Annotated in this window: 17 protein-coding genes; 9 read left to right on the top strand and 8 right to left on the bottom strand. The window is 64.0% G+C overall.

The annotated features are described in order from the left end of the window. Positions 1-42 precede the first annotated feature (42 nt). Positions 43-942: a tetratricopeptide repeat protein gene (locus tag GS429_RS12560; protein WP_160065698.1), complete on the top strand. Its 900-nt coding sequence runs from the start codon at positions 43-45 to the stop codon at positions 940-942. A gap of 17 nt (positions 943-959) precedes the next feature. Next, positions 960-1,253, top strand: a complete 294-nt coding sequence (locus GS429_RS12565; protein ID WP_160065831.1) for a DUF424 domain-containing protein — start codon at positions 960-962, stop codon at positions 1,251-1,253. A gap of 111 nt (positions 1,254-1,364) precedes the next feature. Here GS429_RS12565 and GS429_RS12570 read toward each other — a convergent pair whose 3' ends face one another. Continuing rightward, positions 1,365-2,240 (bottom strand): ABC transporter permease, encoded by an 876-nt coding sequence (locus GS429_RS12570; protein ID WP_160065699.1) that lies wholly within the window; start codon positions 2,238-2,240, stop codon positions 1,365-1,367. Continuing rightward, positions 2,237-3,223: an ABC transporter ATP-binding protein gene (locus GS429_RS12575; protein WP_160065700.1), complete on the bottom strand. Its 987-nt coding sequence runs from the start codon at positions 3,221-3,223 to the stop codon at positions 2,237-2,239. Before GS429_RS12575 ends, GS429_RS12570 begins: the two co-directional genes overlap by 4 nt. Positions 3,224-3,660: 437 nt before the next feature. On the opposite strand from GS429_RS12575, the gene GS429_RS12580 reads away from it, so the two are divergent. After that, a complete protein-coding gene (locus GS429_RS12580; protein ID WP_160065701.1) occupies positions 3,661-4,905 on the top strand; it encodes an aminotransferase class V-fold PLP-dependent enzyme in 1,245 nt (414 codons plus the stop codon). A 156-nt stretch (positions 4,906-5,061) separates the two neighbouring features. Here the strand turns inward: GS429_RS12580 and GS429_RS12585 are convergent, their stop codons facing one another. Next, positions 5,062-6,279, bottom strand: a complete 1,218-nt coding sequence (locus tag GS429_RS12585) for a metal-dependent hydrolase family protein (RefSeq protein WP_160065702.1) — start codon at positions 6,277-6,279, stop codon at positions 5,062-5,064. 127 nt (positions 6,280-6,406) lie between these two features. Between GS429_RS12585 and GS429_RS12590 the strand changes: the two genes are divergently transcribed. From GS429_RS12590 to ddfA, 4 genes are all read left to right on the top strand, one after another. Then, positions 6,407-7,075, top strand: a complete 669-nt coding sequence (locus GS429_RS12590; protein WP_160065703.1) for an HD domain-containing protein — start codon at positions 6,407-6,409, stop codon at positions 7,073-7,075. 115 nt (positions 7,076-7,190) lie between these two features. After that, on the top strand, positions 7,191-7,439 hold the full coding sequence (locus tag GS429_RS12595; RefSeq protein ID WP_160065704.1) for a DUF8015 family protein: 249 nt from the start codon (positions 7,191-7,193) through the stop codon (positions 7,437-7,439). A gap of 216 nt (positions 7,440-7,655) precedes the next feature. After that, positions 7,656-8,075, top strand: a complete 420-nt coding sequence (gene sufU, locus GS429_RS12600; RefSeq protein ID WP_160065706.1) for a Fe-S cluster assembly sulfur transfer protein SufU — start codon at positions 7,656-7,658, stop codon at positions 8,073-8,075. A gap of 260 nt (positions 8,076-8,335) precedes the next feature. Beyond that, positions 8,336-8,602 carry a DdfA family disk-determining factor gene (ddfA, locus tag GS429_RS12605; protein WP_160065707.1) on the top strand — a complete coding sequence of 89 codons (267 nt, stop codon included), beginning with the start codon at positions 8,336-8,338 and terminating at the stop codon, positions 8,600-8,602. Positions 8,603-8,665: 63 nt separating this feature from the next. Here the strand turns inward: ddfA and radA are convergent, their stop codons facing one another. The 5 genes from radA to htpX all read right to left on the bottom strand — a co-directional run bounded on the left by radA (position 8,666) and on the right by htpX (position 13,724). Then, the gene (gene radA / locus GS429_RS12610) at positions 8,666-9,697 is read right to left on the bottom strand and encodes a DNA repair and recombination protein RadA (RefSeq protein WP_160065708.1); all 1,032 of its coding nucleotides are present in this window, start codon (positions 9,695-9,697) and stop codon (positions 8,666-8,668) included. 255 nt (positions 9,698-9,952) lie between these two features. Continuing rightward, on the bottom strand, positions 9,953-11,158 hold the full coding sequence (locus GS429_RS12615) for an outer membrane protein assembly factor BamB family protein (RefSeq protein ID WP_328821375.1): 1,206 nt from the start codon (positions 11,156-11,158) through the stop codon (positions 9,953-9,955). Positions 11,159-11,459: 301 nt separating this feature from the next. Continuing rightward, complete coding sequence (gene pspAB, locus GS429_RS12620; protein WP_160065709.1) at positions 11,460-12,068, bottom strand: PspA-associated protein PspAB; 609 nt, start codon at positions 12,066-12,068, stop codon at positions 11,460-11,462. Between the two features lie 113 nt (positions 12,069-12,181). Further along, positions 12,182-12,586, bottom strand: coding sequence for a response regulator (locus GS429_RS12625; RefSeq protein WP_160065710.1), 405 nt, complete (start codon positions 12,584-12,586; stop codon positions 12,182-12,184). A gap of 253 nt (positions 12,587-12,839) precedes the next feature. Continuing rightward, positions 12,840-13,724 carry a zinc metalloprotease HtpX gene (gene htpX / locus GS429_RS12630; RefSeq protein ID WP_160065711.1) on the bottom strand — a complete coding sequence of 295 codons (885 nt, stop codon included), beginning with the start codon at positions 13,722-13,724 and terminating at the stop codon, positions 12,840-12,842. Between the two features lie 384 nt (positions 13,725-14,108). Between htpX and GS429_RS12635 the strand changes: the two genes are divergently transcribed. Then, entirely contained in the window at positions 14,109-15,251 is a 1,143-nt protein-coding gene (locus GS429_RS12635) for a 60S ribosomal export protein NMD3 (protein WP_160065712.1), read from the top strand. Further along, positions 15,244-16,539: a class I SAM-dependent methyltransferase gene (locus tag GS429_RS12640; RefSeq protein WP_160065713.1), complete on the top strand. Its 1,296-nt coding sequence runs from the start codon at positions 15,244-15,246 to the stop codon at positions 16,537-16,539. The genes GS429_RS12635 and GS429_RS12640 overlap by 8 nt, the downstream gene beginning before the upstream one ends. The last annotated feature ends 211 nt before the right edge of the window (positions 16,540-16,750 follow it).

The following is a 16,750-nucleotide window of genomic DNA, read 5'->3' on the forward strand; positions in this document are numbered from 1 at the left end:
GGGTCGCAGCCCTTAACAGTCGTCGCCGCTACTATTCCACTAATGACTGACCGAGAGGGCGATAGCGACCACACCTTCTCCGAAGGCGAGGGCTTCAGCGGCGACTACGACGAGTTCGATCTGGATCCGCCGGAACTGGGCGTCGACCCCTCGAAGGTCGACCCCGTCGACTCCCGCGTCGTCACCGACACCCTCGACAGGCACAACATCGACAGCGAGGAGGTCGACGCGAACGAACTGCTCGACGTCGGGTTGAACTACATGCAGATCAACCGCTACGAGCAGGCCACCGAGGCCTTCGAACGGGCCGCCCAGTTCGCCGAGGACGACCGCATCGAACAGGAGTCGTGGGTGAACAAGGGGGTCGCCCACGCTGAACTCGAGGAGTACGACGAGGCCATCGGTGCCTACCGCGAGGCGCTCCGAATCGACGACTCGAGCGAGCACGCCGCGACCGCGGAAACGAACCTCGCGTACGCGCTCTGGGAGTTCGGCGAAACGTCCGAGGCCTTAGAACACGCCGAGCGCGCCATCGAGATCGACGAGCGCTTCGGCGAGGGCTGGTACAATCGCGCCTTCTTCCTCTCGGAGCGCGGGTTAGCCGAGGAGGCGCTTCACTGCATCGACAACGCCATTCGACTGGGTATGCGTAACTCGAGAGTGCTCGAGGAGAAAGCCGAGATCCTCGAGGAACTGGGCGAGTACGACGAGGCCGAGGAGATCGCCGAAGAGGCAAACGAGATGCGCGAGCGGGCCGAACAGCGAGTGATGGAGGAGCGAAAGGAGATGCAAGGCCAAGGCCAAGGGCAGGGACAGGCGGGTCCCGGTGGACAGCCCCAACAACAGGGACGAAGACAGAGACAGGGCCGACAACAGGGCGGAATCGACGCGATGGACGGCGGCCGTGAACCCGACCGCGACGACGAATGGAAACTCGAGTGACCGAGACCGAACACGGAATGATCGTCAACGAACGAGAAACTCCGGAGGGGCTGTTAGTCGCCGTCTGTGACGAGGACGTCCTCGGCGAGACCTTCGAGAGCGACGACATCTCGCTGACCGTCACCGAAGACTTCTACGGCGGCGACGAGGCCGACGAGAACGCCGTCATCGAGAGCCTGTCGCGGGCGACCGTCGCCAACCTCGTCGGTCGGCGAGCCGTGGAACTCGCCGTCGACGAGGGGTTCATCGACGAAGGGAACGTGCTCGAGGTCGGCTCGACGCTGCACGCGCAGTTGTTGCGGATGCAGTAACGACGGCGTCGATGGCGTTCAAAGGCGCTAATACGGCGAAGGCGCTGAATCGTCAAAGACCGCTGATACAGCGAAAACGCGAACAGCGTTCTAAACGCAGTCGAGAACCGACTACAGGTCCGTTTTTTCGAACCGGTAGTAGCCGATCGCGACGGGGACGACCACCCAGAACAGCAAGACGACGACGCCGAACCAGTCCTGTAAGTAGAACGGCGCGTCACCCGCGAACCGTTCGGCCGGCGTCATCTGCGACGCTTCGAAGTCCTCGAGACCGTACTGGAACGTAAACGGATAGACGCTGCCCTCGATCGCGTTGCTCGCGAGCGTCGTGTAGGCGGACATCGGGTTAAGCTGCTCGAGCGCGAGGTACCAGGTCTCGGCTTCGACCGGCGGCCCCTCGTCGTAGAGGAGGTAGTACGGGCCGGCGGTGACGAGTTCCCAGAGCGCGACGAACAGCATGTAGATGCCGACGACGAGCGCCATCGACTTCCCCCGCGTGGAGACGCCGGCGGAGACGCCGACGGCCAGTCCGGCGAAGGCGACGCCGAACAGCAGCGTAATGAGGGCGAACCCGACCCAGTCGACGAAGGGGACCGAGCCGAAGAAGACGGCACCCAACACGAGCGCGACGAGGAAGGCGAGGCCGACGGCCGTTCCGACGACGGCCATCCGACCGAGCAGTTTCCCGAAGACGACGTCGGTCCGGTTCGGCGGTAAGCCGAGCAGGAGTTTGATGCTGCCCGACCGCCGCTCGCCGACGACGGCCATGTAGCCAGCGATGAGCGCCGCGATCGGGACGATCGTCTGGAGCGGGAAGCCGAGAAAGCCGAGCACCTCGGCCGCGCTGGCGTCGCCGTCGACGTACCAGATTGCCGTGTAGCCGACGGCGACGATACCGACGAGCAGCCCGATCAACGCCCAGAGCAGTTTCGAACGGCCGGCGTCCTCGAACTCCTTGCGGGCGACGGTGGGGATGTGCGACGTCATTCTGCGACCTCCGACTCCATCGCTGACGCTGTCGCCGTCTCACGGGCCGACCCCGTCTCCGTCTCCGTCTGACCCTCTCCGTTCGTCAGCGTCGTGAACAGCGACTCGAGCGAAACGTCTTCGATCCGCATATCCCGAATCGTCACGCCCGCGTCGTCGAGCGCGGTCACGACGCCCGCCTTCGCCGCTGGGTCGGTGATCGTACACTCGAGGGTGCGTCCGGACGCGGTGACGCCGGAGACGCCGGCGATCGAGTCGACGACGTCGGCCCCAGGGTCCGCGGAGTCGGCGAGCGTGAGCTCCATCGTCGCACCGCCACCGATGGACTCGCGGAGCCCCTCGATGGTGTCGACGGCGACGAGCGCCCCCTCGTTGAGCACGCCGACGCGATCGCAGACGGCCTCGACGTGTTCGAGGATGTGACTCGAAAAGAAGACGGTCGTCCCGCGTTCGGCTTCCGTTCGGACGAGTTCCTGCATCTCGCGGATGCCGTGGGGGTCGAGTCCGGACGACGGTTCGTCCATGATCAGGAGGTCGGGGTCGCCGACCAGGGCCATCCCGGTCGCGAGTCGCTGTCGCATCCCCTTGGAGTAGTCGCCGGCCGGGCGAGCGGCGTCTTCGGCCGAGAGCCCGACGCGGTCGAGAAGCACGGCGGGATCGTCGTCGGCGGCTTTTGTCTCGATCGCGAACTCGATATGTCGGCGTCCGGAGAGACGAGGGTAGATGTCGAACCCTTCCGGGAGAACGCCGACGCGAGGACTGATCGCGTCGGCCTCGTCCCGAATGTCGTAGCCGAGGACGGTCGCCGAGCCCGCGGTCGGACGGGCGAAATCGAGGAGCATGTTGATTGTCGTCGACTTTCCGGCTCCGTTCGGACCCAAAAAACCGAAGACCTCCCCTTCCTCGACCGTGAGATCGAGGTCGTCGACGGCGGTCAGTTGACCGTACCTTTTCGTCAACCCGGTCGTATCTATCGCGGCCATCGTATCAGAGGCTACACACGAGGGGTACATAATCGGTTGGCCGGAATTTCACGTTCAGCAAGGGCTCTCGCCTCGGCGGTAACGGCCGTTGAGACGTCGGGAGCGCGACTGACCGTTCGGATGTCGACGGACGGAGATCCGTCGCTCGCGGGGACGGTCCGGGCCTCGCGCCGTTGTCCATGTGCGACCGGGACACCACCAACCACCAAACTTGTTTGGGGATATCGATTTGTCGGATGCGCGTAAAGAGACACATGGCAGGGCGCGACACCGGATCCCGATCCCACCCTGTCGAGGCACCCACCCACCAACCCTTTCCACCGACCGCCGTGCTGCGCGCTCCCGCAGTTCGGTTTTTCGTACGTAGAAAGTAATTCCACCGTCAGACCGGCATCGGACCGAAGGAGTGTTTTGTTTGGGGACCCTGTGAGTCACCAATGAGTCAACAGAACCTCGAGCCACTCGATATCGGGGCGATCAGGGAGGAGTTCCCCATCCTCGAGCGCGAGTTCGACGGCCAGCAGGTTGTCTACCTCGACAACGCGGCGACGACCCAGACGCCGGACCCGGTCGTCGACGCGATGAGCGACTACTACCGGCGGTACAACTCGAACGTCCACCGCGGCATCCATCACCTGAGCCAGGAAGCATCGATCGCCTACGAGGAGGCTCACGACCGCGTCGCCGAGTTCATCGGAGCCGAGGGCCGCGAGGAAGTCATCTTCACCAAGAACACGACCGAAGCCGAGAATCTGGTCGCCTACTCGTGGGGCCTCGCCGAACTCGAACCCGGCGACAGGGTCGTCCTCACCGAGATGGAACACCACGCCTCGCTGGTGACGTGGCAACAGATCGCCCACCAGACGGGTGCCGACGTCGAGTACATTCGCGTCGACGAGAGGGGACGTCTCGACATGGACCACGCCCGCGAACTGATCGACGACGACGCGGCCGTCGTCTCGGCGGTCCACGTCTCGAACACGCTCGGCACGGTCAACCCCGTCGCGGAACTGACGGCGCTCGCCGACGAACACGACGCGCTCTCCGTCATCGACGGCGCGCAGGCCGTCCCCAACCGCCCGGTCGACGTCGGCGAGATCGACGCCGACTTTTATGCGTTCTCGGGGCACAAAATGGCCGGCCCCACCGGTATCGGCGTCCTTTACGGCAAGCAAGAGCTACTCGAAGAGATGGACCCCTACCTCTACGGCGGCGGCATGATCCGCAAGGTCACCTTCGACGATTCCACGTGGGGCGAGCTCCCCTGGAAGTTCGAACCCGGCACCCCGCCCATCGCGGAGGCCGTCGGCTTGGCGGCGGCCGTCGACTGGCTCGAGGAGATCGGAATGGAGCGCATCCAGGCCCACGAGGAAGAACTCGCCCGCTACGCCTACGAGCAACTCGACGCCGAAGGCGACGTGGAGATCTACGGTCCCGAACCGGGTCCCGACCGCGGCGGACTGGTGAGTTTCAACGTCGAGGGCGTCCACGCCCACGACCTCGCCTCGATCATGAACGACCACACGGTCGCGGTTCGGGCCGGCGATCACTGTACCCAGCCGTTACACGACAAACTCGGCGTCCCGGCGTCGACTCGAGCCTCGTTCTACGTCTACAACACGCGCGAGGAGATCGACAAGCTGGTCGCGGCGCTGGACGACGCGCGGCAGTTGTTCGCCTGAGACGGATTGCTGTAACTATTTATCGCCGATCACCGACCCTATCCCTGGTGATCGGCGGTAATTGACTACAGTAAACCGTATGAGACGGTCCGCTGGAAGACGATCGTTTTCGTCCGATTTTTCACTCGATACGTCGTTCGATCACGGCGAGAGACGTTACGAGTGGACGAGGTCGCCGTCCCGATAAACCGCTTCGACGTCACGGACCACGCTGATGTCCGCGATCGGGTCGCTCCCGAGCGCGAGCAGATCGCCGCGGGCACCCGCCTCGAGAACCCCGATATCGTCTGCGGGGATCGTGCGGGCTGCGAGACGCGTCGCCGACCGGAGCGCGTCGCGTTCGTCCATCCCGATCTCGTCGACGAGCAGTTCGAGCTCGAGGGCGTTCTCGCCGTGGGGAACCAACTCGGGGCCGAGGAAGTCCGTCCCCGTCGCGATCGGGATTCCGGCTTCGTACGCGCGTCGGACGGACTCGAAGTGTGCCTCGCGGGCGTTCCGTGCCTTCTCGAGACCGTAGTCGGGAACGCCGTGCTCGTCACCGTGCTCGACGAGTCGGTGCATGATCGACAGCGTCGGGACGAACGTGGCATCCGTCTCGTCGAAGAGATCGAGACACTCCTCGTCGAGGTAGAACCCGTGTTCGATGGTGTCGACGCCGTTTCGGAGCGCCGTTTTGATGCCGGGTGCACCCTGTGCGTGGGACGCGACCGGAATCCCGACGCGGTGGGCTTCCTCGACTAACGCCTGCACCTCGGCGTCGATGAACTGGCTCTGATCGGGGGCGTCCTTCTCGCTGAGCACCCCGCCGGTGGTCATAATCTTGAGGACGTCGACGCCGTTCCGGATGTGCTTGCGGGCTTCCTTTCGACACTCGTCGGCGCCGTCGGCCAGCGTCGACAGCCCGCCGCCGTCCTCGGCGATCCACTCGTACGGGAGGAAGTGTGCGTCTCCGTGGCCGGCGGTCTGGCTGATGGTGCGCCCGCTGGTGAAGATCCGCGGCCCCGGAATCGTCCCCTCCCGAACCGCTTGCCGAAGGCCCAGACCGGTCGTCGAACCGACGTCTCGAACCGTCGTGAACCCGGCCTCCAGCAGCGCCCGAAGATCCGCAGTCGCCCGCGCGGTCCCCAGTTCCGAGGACTCCGTGATCCACGTCATCGGGTCCATCTCTCGCATCCCCTGGAGGTGTACGTGTGCGTCGATCAGCCCCGGCACGACCGCGGGGTACGACTCGAGGTCGGCATCCGCCGGCGCGTCGATATCCTCCTGCGTCCCGACGGCGTCGATCGCACCCTCGTCGCCGAGGACGATTCGTCCGTCCTCGATCGATCGTTCGTCCCGGCCAGTAACGAGTCGATCCGCGTCGATAACTCGCATACGGGCGCTTTTCCGCAGGAAGACCATAGGCGTTCGTGAACCGGAGAGGCGGGTCTCCGCCGGCCGATCGGTCGTCGTACGTCACCGATCGAGTCGTTTTTCACCTCGTCTCGAGAACGACGATCCCATGCTCCACGCCGTTCGCCGGCGCGCCCGCCCGTACTTCGAGGACGCCCCACCGGCCCACGACTGGCACCACGTCGAGCGCGTCGGGGCGCTCGCGGAAGCGCTGATCGATCGGTGTGCACAGCCACAGTCACAGACGCAGACGCCGTCACAATCGGACGTCATCGACCCCCAGATCGTTTATCTCGCCGTTTTTCTCCACGACATCGGCCGGGAGCGGGAAGACCGCGGTGAGATCGACGATCACGCGATCTGGGGGGCGGGGGAAGCAGCGAGGATCCTCGAGGCCGTCGGCGCAACCGGCGAAACGATCGAGTGCGTACAACACTGTGTTCGCGCCCACCGGTACTCGAACGCCATCGAACCCGAAACCCTCGAGGCAAAACTCGTCTCCGACGCGGACAACCTCGACGCGCTGGGTGCGGTCGGAATCGCCCGCGTGTTCGCCCACGGCGGCGCGCTCGGCCAGCCGATGTTCGATCCCGGCGTGCCAGTAGCCGACGACGAGAGCACGGCCGGACAGACGCAGTACAACCACCTCCACAAGAAGATCCTCGACCTGCCCGAGCGCATGTACACCGACGTCGGCAGAGAACTCGCGACCGCGCGTGCGCAGTTCGTTCGCGACTACCTCGAGCAGTTCGACGCAGAAGTCGGCGGCGACCGGTGACCGAGACGCCGAGAAGCCCAGCGACTCGAGGGGGACGAATCGTATCGATAAACAACAAACCCACACAGGATTTTTCTACCAGTCGAGCGTACTAGCCGGTGCCGAGGTGAGAACTATGCACGAGAAAACCATCGGCCGTCCCGAACGGGATCCGTTCGAGACCCTGGTCGACGTTCTCGCCGCGGCGAACCGGTACGACTTCCTGTTGGGGATCGTTCCGGTCGCGTTTGCGGTTGCACTGGTCGCGGCACACGTACTGGGCGTGTCGATGGCCCAGGCGATGCTCGTCGCAGCGATCATCGGCGTGTTCGTTGTCGTCGATGCCTGCTACAGAAACCCGCCGACCGACCAGGGGTCACGGTAGCAGTATCGGCCAGCAACCGTTTTCGTACCACGGAATACACATCAGATAACCAACCCACCATCTTTGAATCGACAGTAGATGCCGATACTGATTAGCTCACGCTCTCACGTCCGACCCAGTTTGAGAGTAACGTTCAGTACGGTAACCAGTCTTCGTTACGGCTCGAGAGCAGCCCCGGAACCCTTTTACAACTCTCTCGACTATTCAGACGTACCAATGGGACTTGGCTCGGATATGTACAGACAGCAGATCCTCGACCACTACAAGAACCCCCGTAACTACGGGCAACTCGAGGATCCGACGTTCACCCACATCGGCGAGAATCCGATGTGTGGGGACGAGATTCGTATGGATGTCGTCCTCGAGGAGGACGAGGAGACGATCGAACGCGTGGCGTTCTCCGGCGACGGCTGTGCGATCAGTCAGGCCTCCGCGAGCATGCTCTCGACAGAGCTCCAGGGGAAGACGGTCGACGAACTCCTCGAGATGGACCGTGACGACGTAATCGATATGCTCGGCGTCGATATCTCGCCGATGCGGGTCAAGTGTGCCGTCCTCGCGGAGAAAGTCGCACAGGACGGCGCGGAGATCTATCAGGGCGACCTCGACGTCGAGAAAACGACGACCGAAGACTGATACGGTCTCCCGTCCGTCGGTACCGGCCCAACCACAGCCGCCGCGGTTGCACCGGAACCCCGGTTCAGCAGTCCGGCCGGCGGCCGAGCCGTCCCGACCCGTTTTCCGCGGTGTTTGCGGCCTTTCTCAGTAGCGTCGGCGGAAACGACGACCACCATACCCCGCTCCAGCAGCAGGTCCGGCGAATCGAAACCCGACACCGATGGGGCGGGAACCCGTTCGCAGATATGTTTTTGATAGGTGGTCGCATACATCGTTCGATGGTTCTTACCGCCGAACTGGCACAGAACGACCCCCGCGAACCGATTACAGAGACGATCATCACCACGATCGCCGACGCGGAAGGCGTCGACGTACTCGAGTTGCCGCCGCTGTGGAACGTCGTCGATCCCGAAGCGCTCGAGGAGCTGTTCGCGCCGTCGAAACGCGGCCAGCCCAGATGTCAAACCGGCTGCGTTACCGTTCAGTACTACGGGTACGAGATCACGATCGAGTACGGCGAGCCGGTCACGGTTTCGATCGAGTAAGCGGAAACGGCGGCCGTCTAAAGAAGAAAGGTTCGGAACGCGTTCTCGAGGCCTTCTCGAGCGTTATTCGGGCTTCAGTCCTTCGTCCTGGACCCGCATAACGGCCTCGCCGTCGGCGAGGTTCGGTGCGTCGACGAGGCGAACGATCCGCTTGTCGCCTTTGGACTTGCGGAGGTAGATCCGGAACGTCGACTTGTGGCCGAGGATGTTGCCACCGATCGGCTGGGTCGGATCGCCGAAGAACGAGTCGGGGTTCGAAGCGACCTGATTCGTGACGATGACGGCCGCGTTGTAGAGGTTCCCAACCTTGTCGATGTCGTGGAGGTGTTTGTTGAGTTTCTGCTGTCGATCCGCGAGCTGGCCACGACCGACGTACTCGGCGCGGAAGTGGGCGGTCAGCGAGTCGACTGCTAGCAGGCGAACCGGATACTCCGAGTCTTCGTGTTCGCTGGCCAGTTCCTTGGCCTTCTCGGCCAGGAGCATCTGGTGGTTGGAGTTGAACGCCTTCGCGACGTGGATCTTGTCGAGGATGTCCTCGATGAGTTCGTCGACGGCAGCCTCGTCGTCGGCCGAGCCCTCGATCTCGCGGTCCTCGAGCGTCGCATTGATGGCGTCGTCGGGAAGCCCGCGAACCATGTCGTCGATTCGCTCCGGACGGAACGTGTCCTCGCTGTCGACGAAGATACAGGAGCCGTGGAGGCCGCCGACTTCCTTGGGAAGCTGGACGTTGACGGCCATCTGGTGTGTGACCTGCGATTTACCGGAGCCGAACTCGCCGTACACTTCGGTGATCGACTGGGTTTCGATACCGCCGCCGAGCAGGTCGTCGACTTCGTCGATGTGCCAGCTCAGCTTGCCGATTTCGTTCCGTCGCTCGAGCACGGTCGAACCGGTCTCGAAGCCGCCGATATCGGCGGCGTCACGGGCGGCGGTGACGATGTCCGCGGCCGTGGACTCGCCGACGTCGGCCGTGTTCGAGAGTTCAGACGGGGAAGCGACGGCGAGACTCTGGAAGGAGTCGAAGCCGGCTTCGTGAAGTTTGTCTGCGGTCGCTGGTCCAACACCGGGGAGGGTCTCGAGGTCTACATCTGCCATAATCACTCCTTGCGCCGGACCCCCCATAAACCCTCGTTAACAGGAGAGTGAAAGTGAAAGTGCAAGACTGCACCGGGGTGTTTGAGATCTTATCAGCAAGTTTATCCCAAAAGGATCGCACGAGAGGGGCTGTCGAGTGCGTCGAGTGACGAAACGACGCGCGAAAATTCTACAGCGGTTAGAAATACGTACTCGAGGGACGTGGTCGGCACCGACACCGACACCATCGCCACCATCCGAACCGCGATCGATCTGTTACAGCTTCGGCTCGCCGAGTTCCCACTCGAGACAGGTCAATTGTTCTGCGTCGCTGCCGACGTACAGCTGCTGATCGCCGAGCGCGGGAGTGCCGGTGATCGCGCCCTCAAGGCCGAAGTGCCAGCGGAGATCACAGTCGTCGGTGACGTCGATACCGTACAGCGAGCCGGTCGAATCACCGACGCAGACGATATCGCCGGCGATGACGGGACTCGAGCGGACCGGGCCGTCGAGGGCGACACCCTTCTTCGAGAACAGCCAGCCCCGCAGTTTTCGCCGGCCGAAGGTCGTGTCGGTGACGTGGAGGTAGCCGTCGGACGCACCGACGAACGTCGACCCGATGTCGGGGAGCACCGTCGCGGACGACGTAAACGAGTCCTGGATCTGGTACGTGAACCACGATTGGCCGGAGTCGGCGTGCAACGCGAGGAGGGTCCCGGTGTCGTCGGCGACGTACACCCGGCCGTCGACGACCGTCGGTCCGTCGACGATCGTTCCGTCGGTGGGTGCATCCCAGAGTTCCTCGCCGGTTTCGGCCTCGAAGGCGAGTACCGTCTCGTCGTCGGTGCCGACGTAGACGCGGTCCTGATCGTGTGAGCCGTCCTGCTCGTCGGACATCTGTGCGTCCTCGAGCGAGAGTAGATCGACCGCCTGTTCGTCGTCCCCGTCCCGTCCCTGACCCCACCCCTGGTTCCGACTTCGATCCCGTGCGGTATCGACCGCCGGCGATCCGACGACCGCCGCCTCAGTCTCGGCGGTCCAGAGGATTTCGCCGGTATCGGGCTCGAGCGCCGAGAGGCCCCCCGTATGGCCGGCGTAGAGCAGACCCGTCGACAGTGCGAGTGCGGACTCGATCGACCCCGGTAAGTCGGCCGTCCAGCGCTGATCGCCGGTTGCCGGGTCGAGCGCGTGGACGGTTCCGTCGCCCGTGGCGAGATAGAGATGATCGTGCGTGACGACCGGGGCCGTATCGGTCGCGGTCATCGTCTCGAACACCCAGCGCCTGCGGCCGGTATCGCGCTCGTAGGCGTAACAATTCCCGTGGCTCGTCCCGACGAAGACGGTGTCGCGGTCGAGAACTGGCGAGCCGACCGGGCCGGTGAGGTCGGCCGTCCACGCGGCCGTGACGCGATACGGTCCGTCGAGGTCACGTCGGAGTCCCGAGTGGCGGGGGTCTCCCTTGAACTGGTTCCAGTCAGTCACTGGCTGTGGATAGCGAGCGGACCGGTATAATGGATGCGACAGCGGACTCGAGGAGAGCGGCGGGTTCGACGGGACAACGGAGGCGCTGGCGGTGTGGGAGGCGAGTCAGCGACTGGGCGATGTGTGAAAGGGGCGGCAGGAAAAGGTGGCAACTGGTGTATGGCGCAGTTGGTGATGATGTGGCGTGGTGGCTTCCTGCCGTGTTTTTGGCTACGGGTGCACCGATCATAGAAGTACTGCCAACAATGTTTGGTATCGGTCGATCGACGACTCGTTTCGGGCCGCTCGAACGCGCCAACGGTCACTCCCAGGGGTGGGTTCCGCGCTTGCTCGGCCACAGCGGATACCAGTACTCCTTCTCGCGTTCGATCTCGAGTTCGCCGTCCAGCGCCGCCTCGAGTTTGAACTCCGTGCTCGAGTCGCGCTCCCGTCCGGGGAGAGGGGCGAAGGGGTAGAACGCACCGCGGCGGAACGAGTAGATCCAGTACGCAGGATCGCCGCCGCGTCCCTCGTAGGCGAAGAGCGCTGCCAGCAGCCGCGATCCGTAGCCGTGCTCGATGAAGGTGTCCGCCGCGAAGTGCATGCTCGTGATCAGATCCTCCGGATTGGAGTCCTCGAGGACGACCCAGTGATAGCCGTGATCGTCGCTGGTGACCGCGAACTCGGTCCCGGTGTCCTCGCGCCCGGCCTCGAGAATCGCCTCGACCTCGTCGACCGCGTCGCGGAAGCTACTCGAATCCACGCCGGAGAAACAGAGCGCGCCGACGTCGAGCGAATTGTAGCCGAGATCGGCCTCCATCGTGAGATAGGCGGTGCTCATCCCGAAGAGGTCGTCGGGATCGGCGTCGCGTCTGGCGTCCGTTTCGGCGCGGAGGCCGAGGACAGCGCGGAGTCCGTCGAAGAGTCCCATGGGTGGGGACACGACGGCACCCCCCTCAAAACGTTTCATTTTCGACAGCCTCGAGTCGAGGCACGTTGCCGGCTCGAATCGAAGTCTCGGTTGATCGAGTACGGCGGTCCGTATCAGGCCGAGGCCTCTCGGTGGGCCGCGATAACGAGTTGGATTCGGTTCGCGAAGACGTCCATCGATCCCGTCGCGTGATTGTCCTTGCTGACGAACGCGGTGATTCCCGACTCGAGTGCGTCCGCCGCGAGGGACTCGAGCGGGTTGCCGGTAAAGAGGACGAACGGCGTGTCGGCGACGGCCGAATCGTCGGACACGGACGCCGCGAGTTCGATACCGGTTCCGTCGGGGAGTTCGTGGCTCGTGACCACGCAGTCGTAGGCCTGCGATCGAAGCATCGATCGGGCTTTCGTCGCGGTCGAAACGCTCGCGATATCGAACCCGTGTTCGGTCCGTAACGTGTCACCGACGTGTTTAGTGATGAATTCGCTGTCTTCGACGAAAAGGACGAGCGGTGAAGTCATGGCCATACCACTGCACCGAGTTCATATAGGTGCCACGGCAGAATGTTCTGCATACTGTCTCGAGCGGCGAAAATTCACCGCTCGGGGCAAACGAATGTAGATACTGACGGTATCGAGCACGACCACAGGCACGAGTCCGGCACCGACGGATCGGTTCGGACGAACGGATCTCATACGGTTTACTGTACGTTATTTCCGGCGCAATCGCCGCCCGGGTCGCGGTTACGCCGGCAAATCGGTACAGCAATCCGTATCAGAACGCTTCGAGTTCGCGCTCGAGTTCCCGAAGCTGTTCGACGCGTCGGTCGGTCGGGGGATGCGTACTGAAGAGGCGACCGACGATACCGGACTTGATCGGGATGATGAAGAACGCGTTCATCTCGGCCTCCTCGCGCAGGTCGTCTTTGGGGACCTTGTCCATCTCGCCGGAGATTTTCAGGAGTGCGGACGCGAGCGCCGACGGGTTGCCGGTGATCGCGGCCGCGCCGCGGTCGGCGGAGTATTCGCGGTATCGGGAGAGCGCGCGGATGAGCAGGTAGCTGATGATCCAGACGACGAGCGAGACGACGATGGCGACGACGATCCCGCCGCCGCCCTTGCCCCCGCGATTTCCGCCGCCGCCGAAGAACGCTCCCCAGCGAACGATCATGAACGCGATCGTCGAGAGGAACGAGGCGATGGTCATCACCATCATGTCTCGGTTCTTGACGTGGGCGAGTTCGTGTGCAAGGACGCCGTCGAGTTCGTCCTGATCGAGCGTTCGCATGAGCCCCGTCGTCACCGCGACGGCGGCGTTTTTCTGATTCCGGCCGGTCGCGAAGGCGTTCGGTACGTCCGAGTCGATGACCGCGACCTTCGGTTTCGGGAGGTCCGCCTGCTGGGAGAGGCGTTCGATCGAGCCGTGCAGTTGTGGGTAGTCGTCCGCCGAAACCGTCTTCGCACCCATGCTCTTGAGCGTGAGCGTGTCGCTGAAGTAGTACTGCACCAGCGACATTCCGCCGAACATCATCGCGAAGAACACGATGCCGCCACCCATATAGAGCGAGATCGCCCCCGCGAAGACGACGTACAGTACGAGCAACAGGAACATCGTCACGAACATCCGAAACCGAAGCCCCCAGTCCGCCTGCCAGTTCATACCTGGAGTCAGGGGTTCCGGAGGAATAAGTATCACCAAAGCAACCGGCCCGTGACAGATAACTACTATTACACGTTTCGGAGCCGCTCGCCGAACCCCTTCGTTTCGCATGGAGACCTCGGGACGCGACCACGTCTGACACGCGTTCACTGGCCGTTGTATGACGCTCGTCTGACGATTTTTCGAACCCGCGAAATCGGAACTGCCGACTCGAGACGACCGACCCGTCGCGCGGAGACCCCCTCGCTTCGCGTGGAGAATCCTGAACGTCTCGCGTCGGAGTGAATCACGGCGAAGCGAGTGGGGCGAGTGGCCGACGAAACGTCCGTCCGAAGGCGACCAGAGCACGTTGTTTAACTCCCTCAACCACCAAGCGGGGACAATATGAGTGAATCGCGTGCGTTCTGTCCTCGCTGCGGGGACCCGGTCCCCGAGCGGTCGGCCAGCGAGGCCGACGAGTCCGCCCCGGATCCGCTTCGACCCGGAGCCGAGGTCGAACTCTGTGACGCCTGTTATTTCGAGAATTTCGACTTCGTCGACGCGCCGGATCGGATCGACGTCCGCGTCTGTGCGACCTGCGGCGGCGTCTACCGCGGGAACCGATGGGTCGACGTCGGCGCGGAGGACTACACCGATATCGCCATCGAGGAGGTGAGCGAGGCCCTCGCCGTCCACGTCGACGTCGAGGACGTCGCCTGGCAAATCGAACCCGAGCAGGTCGATCCGAACACGATCCGGATGCACTGTTACTTCACGGGCGTCGTTCGCGGAACGCCGGTCGAAGAACAGGTAATGGTGCCGGTCAAGATGGCTCGACAGACCTGTACTCGCTGCGGGCGAATCGCCGGCGACTACTACGCCAGCATCGTCCAGATCCGGGCCGAGGACCGAACCCCGACGACCGAGGAAATCAAGCGAGCGAAAGAGATCGCCAACACGATCGTCGCCGACATGGAGGCGACGGGCGACCGCAACGCGTTCGTCACGGAAACCACGGAGACCGACGACGGCCTCAACATCAAGGTCTCGACCAACAAGATCGGCAAGAACATCTCGAACAAGATGGTCGAGGAGTTCGGCGGCACGGTAAACGACGCCGAGACGCTCGTCACCGAAGACTCCGACGGGAACGAGGTCTACCGAGTGACCTTCGCCGTTCGACTCCCGCCGTACACGTCCGGCGATATCATCGACCTCGCGGACGACGACGATGACGACGGCCCGGTGCTCGTTCGGAGCGCCCGCGGCAACCTCAAGGGGATCCGCGTGACGACCGGCGAGCGCTACGAGGCGAGCTACGAGGAGGGCAACTCGCCCGACGCGCGCAAACTCGGCGACCGCGAGGACGCCGTCGAAACGACGGTCGTCACCGTCGAGGACGAGAACGCCGTCCAGGTGCTCGACCCCGAGACCTACCAGGCCAAGACCGTCTCCCGACCGGACTACTTCGATCCCGACGCCGAAACGGTCCCCGTCCTGAAGAGTCGCGCCGGCCTGCACATCCTGCCCGATCCCGACGATGAGTGAAGACGAGAACCCGGCGGGATCGCCGCTCCCTGACACGCCTGCGGAGGATGTCGACGACGCCCTCGAGCAAGCGGGCGCAGCGCCCGACGCCCCGCTGGCCGCCGTCGTCGAGAAACCCCGCGCGGAGACGGCCATCGAGTCGCTGCGCGCCGAAGGCGTCTACGACGACTCGAGACGCGTTCGTGAGACGCGAGTGCAAAGCGAGGCGAAACCCTGGGGCGGTGCGAGCGACTCGAAGACCCGTGAGCAGACGGAGACCGACGCGACCCCTGCGGGCGGCCCCGAACGACTCGCGCTTCCCGTGCTCGAGCCGCCGACGGAGACCCGCGTCCTCGAGGTCGTCCGACAGCTCGATCCCGAGCCGCGGAATCCGGATCTCGAGGCGTTGCTCGCCGATCGCGGCTGGAGCGACGAAGCGCTCGAGTCGGTCCCGGGCTCGTGGGCCGTGGTCGGGTCGGTGATCCTCGTGACGGTCCCGACGGACTGCCCCGACGAGACCGCGCTGGCCGAGGCCTTGCTCGAGTTACACGGCGAAGCGGACAGCGTGCTGGCCGACGAGGGGATCGCGAACGACGGCGACGCGGGGACCTATCGCGAGCCACGGACTCGCCTGCTGGCCGGCCAGCGCGACACCGAGACGATCCACACCGAACACGGCACGCAGTACGGACTCGATCCCGCGAGGGTGATGTTCTCGCCGGGCAATCAGGCCGAACGCGCGCGGATGGGCGAACTCGGCGATTCGGACGAACGGGTCTTCGACATGTTCGCCGGCATCGGCTACTTCACCCTCCCGATGGCGCGGGCCGGCGCGCAAGTGACGGCGACCGAAATCAACCCGACGGCGTTTCGCTACCTGCTCGAGAACGTCATGCTCAACGACGTCGGCGATCGGGTCGACGCCTACATGACCGACTGCCGAGAGCTCGCGAGCGAAGTCGACGCCGATCGGGTCGTGATGGGCTACTACGGGAGTGCGGACGAGGCCGACAGCGCAGGTGACGAAGGTGGTCCAGAGGGAGACGGAAACGGAAACACAAACGAACACGGCACGCGGACCGACGAAGCACACGACTTCCTCGCAGACGCCCTCGAGGCACTCGTTCCCGGCGGGGTCGTCCACTACCACGAGGCGACGCCCGAACCGCGGCTCTGGGAGCGGCCCCTCGAGCGCCTCGAAGCGGCGGGCGACGCGGCCGACCGCGAACTCGAGGTACTCGAAAAACGTCGCGTCAAGAGCCACAGTGCAGGCGTCGAGCACGTCGTCATCGACGCTCGGTTCGAGTGATCTCGAGGGCAGGAGTTCGTCGGTCCACAGATTCGGGAGTTCGCAGGTTCAGGGGTTCGGGAGTTTGCATGATCGCAGGTCAGGAAACTCGGAACCGAGCGCGAGAACGTCACTCCCATCGGTCGTGAGATTCATAGTACCGGACCCACAAGCGGTATGTATGAATAAACGGAACAAGTTCATCGCGCTGACGTTTGCCGTGCTCATGGCG

Origin of the sequence: Natronorubrum halalkaliphilum, assembly GCF_009834785.1 — an archaeon.
Classification (GTDB): domain Archaea; phylum Halobacteriota; class Halobacteria; order Halobacteriales; family Natrialbaceae; genus Natronorubrum; species Natronorubrum halalkaliphilum.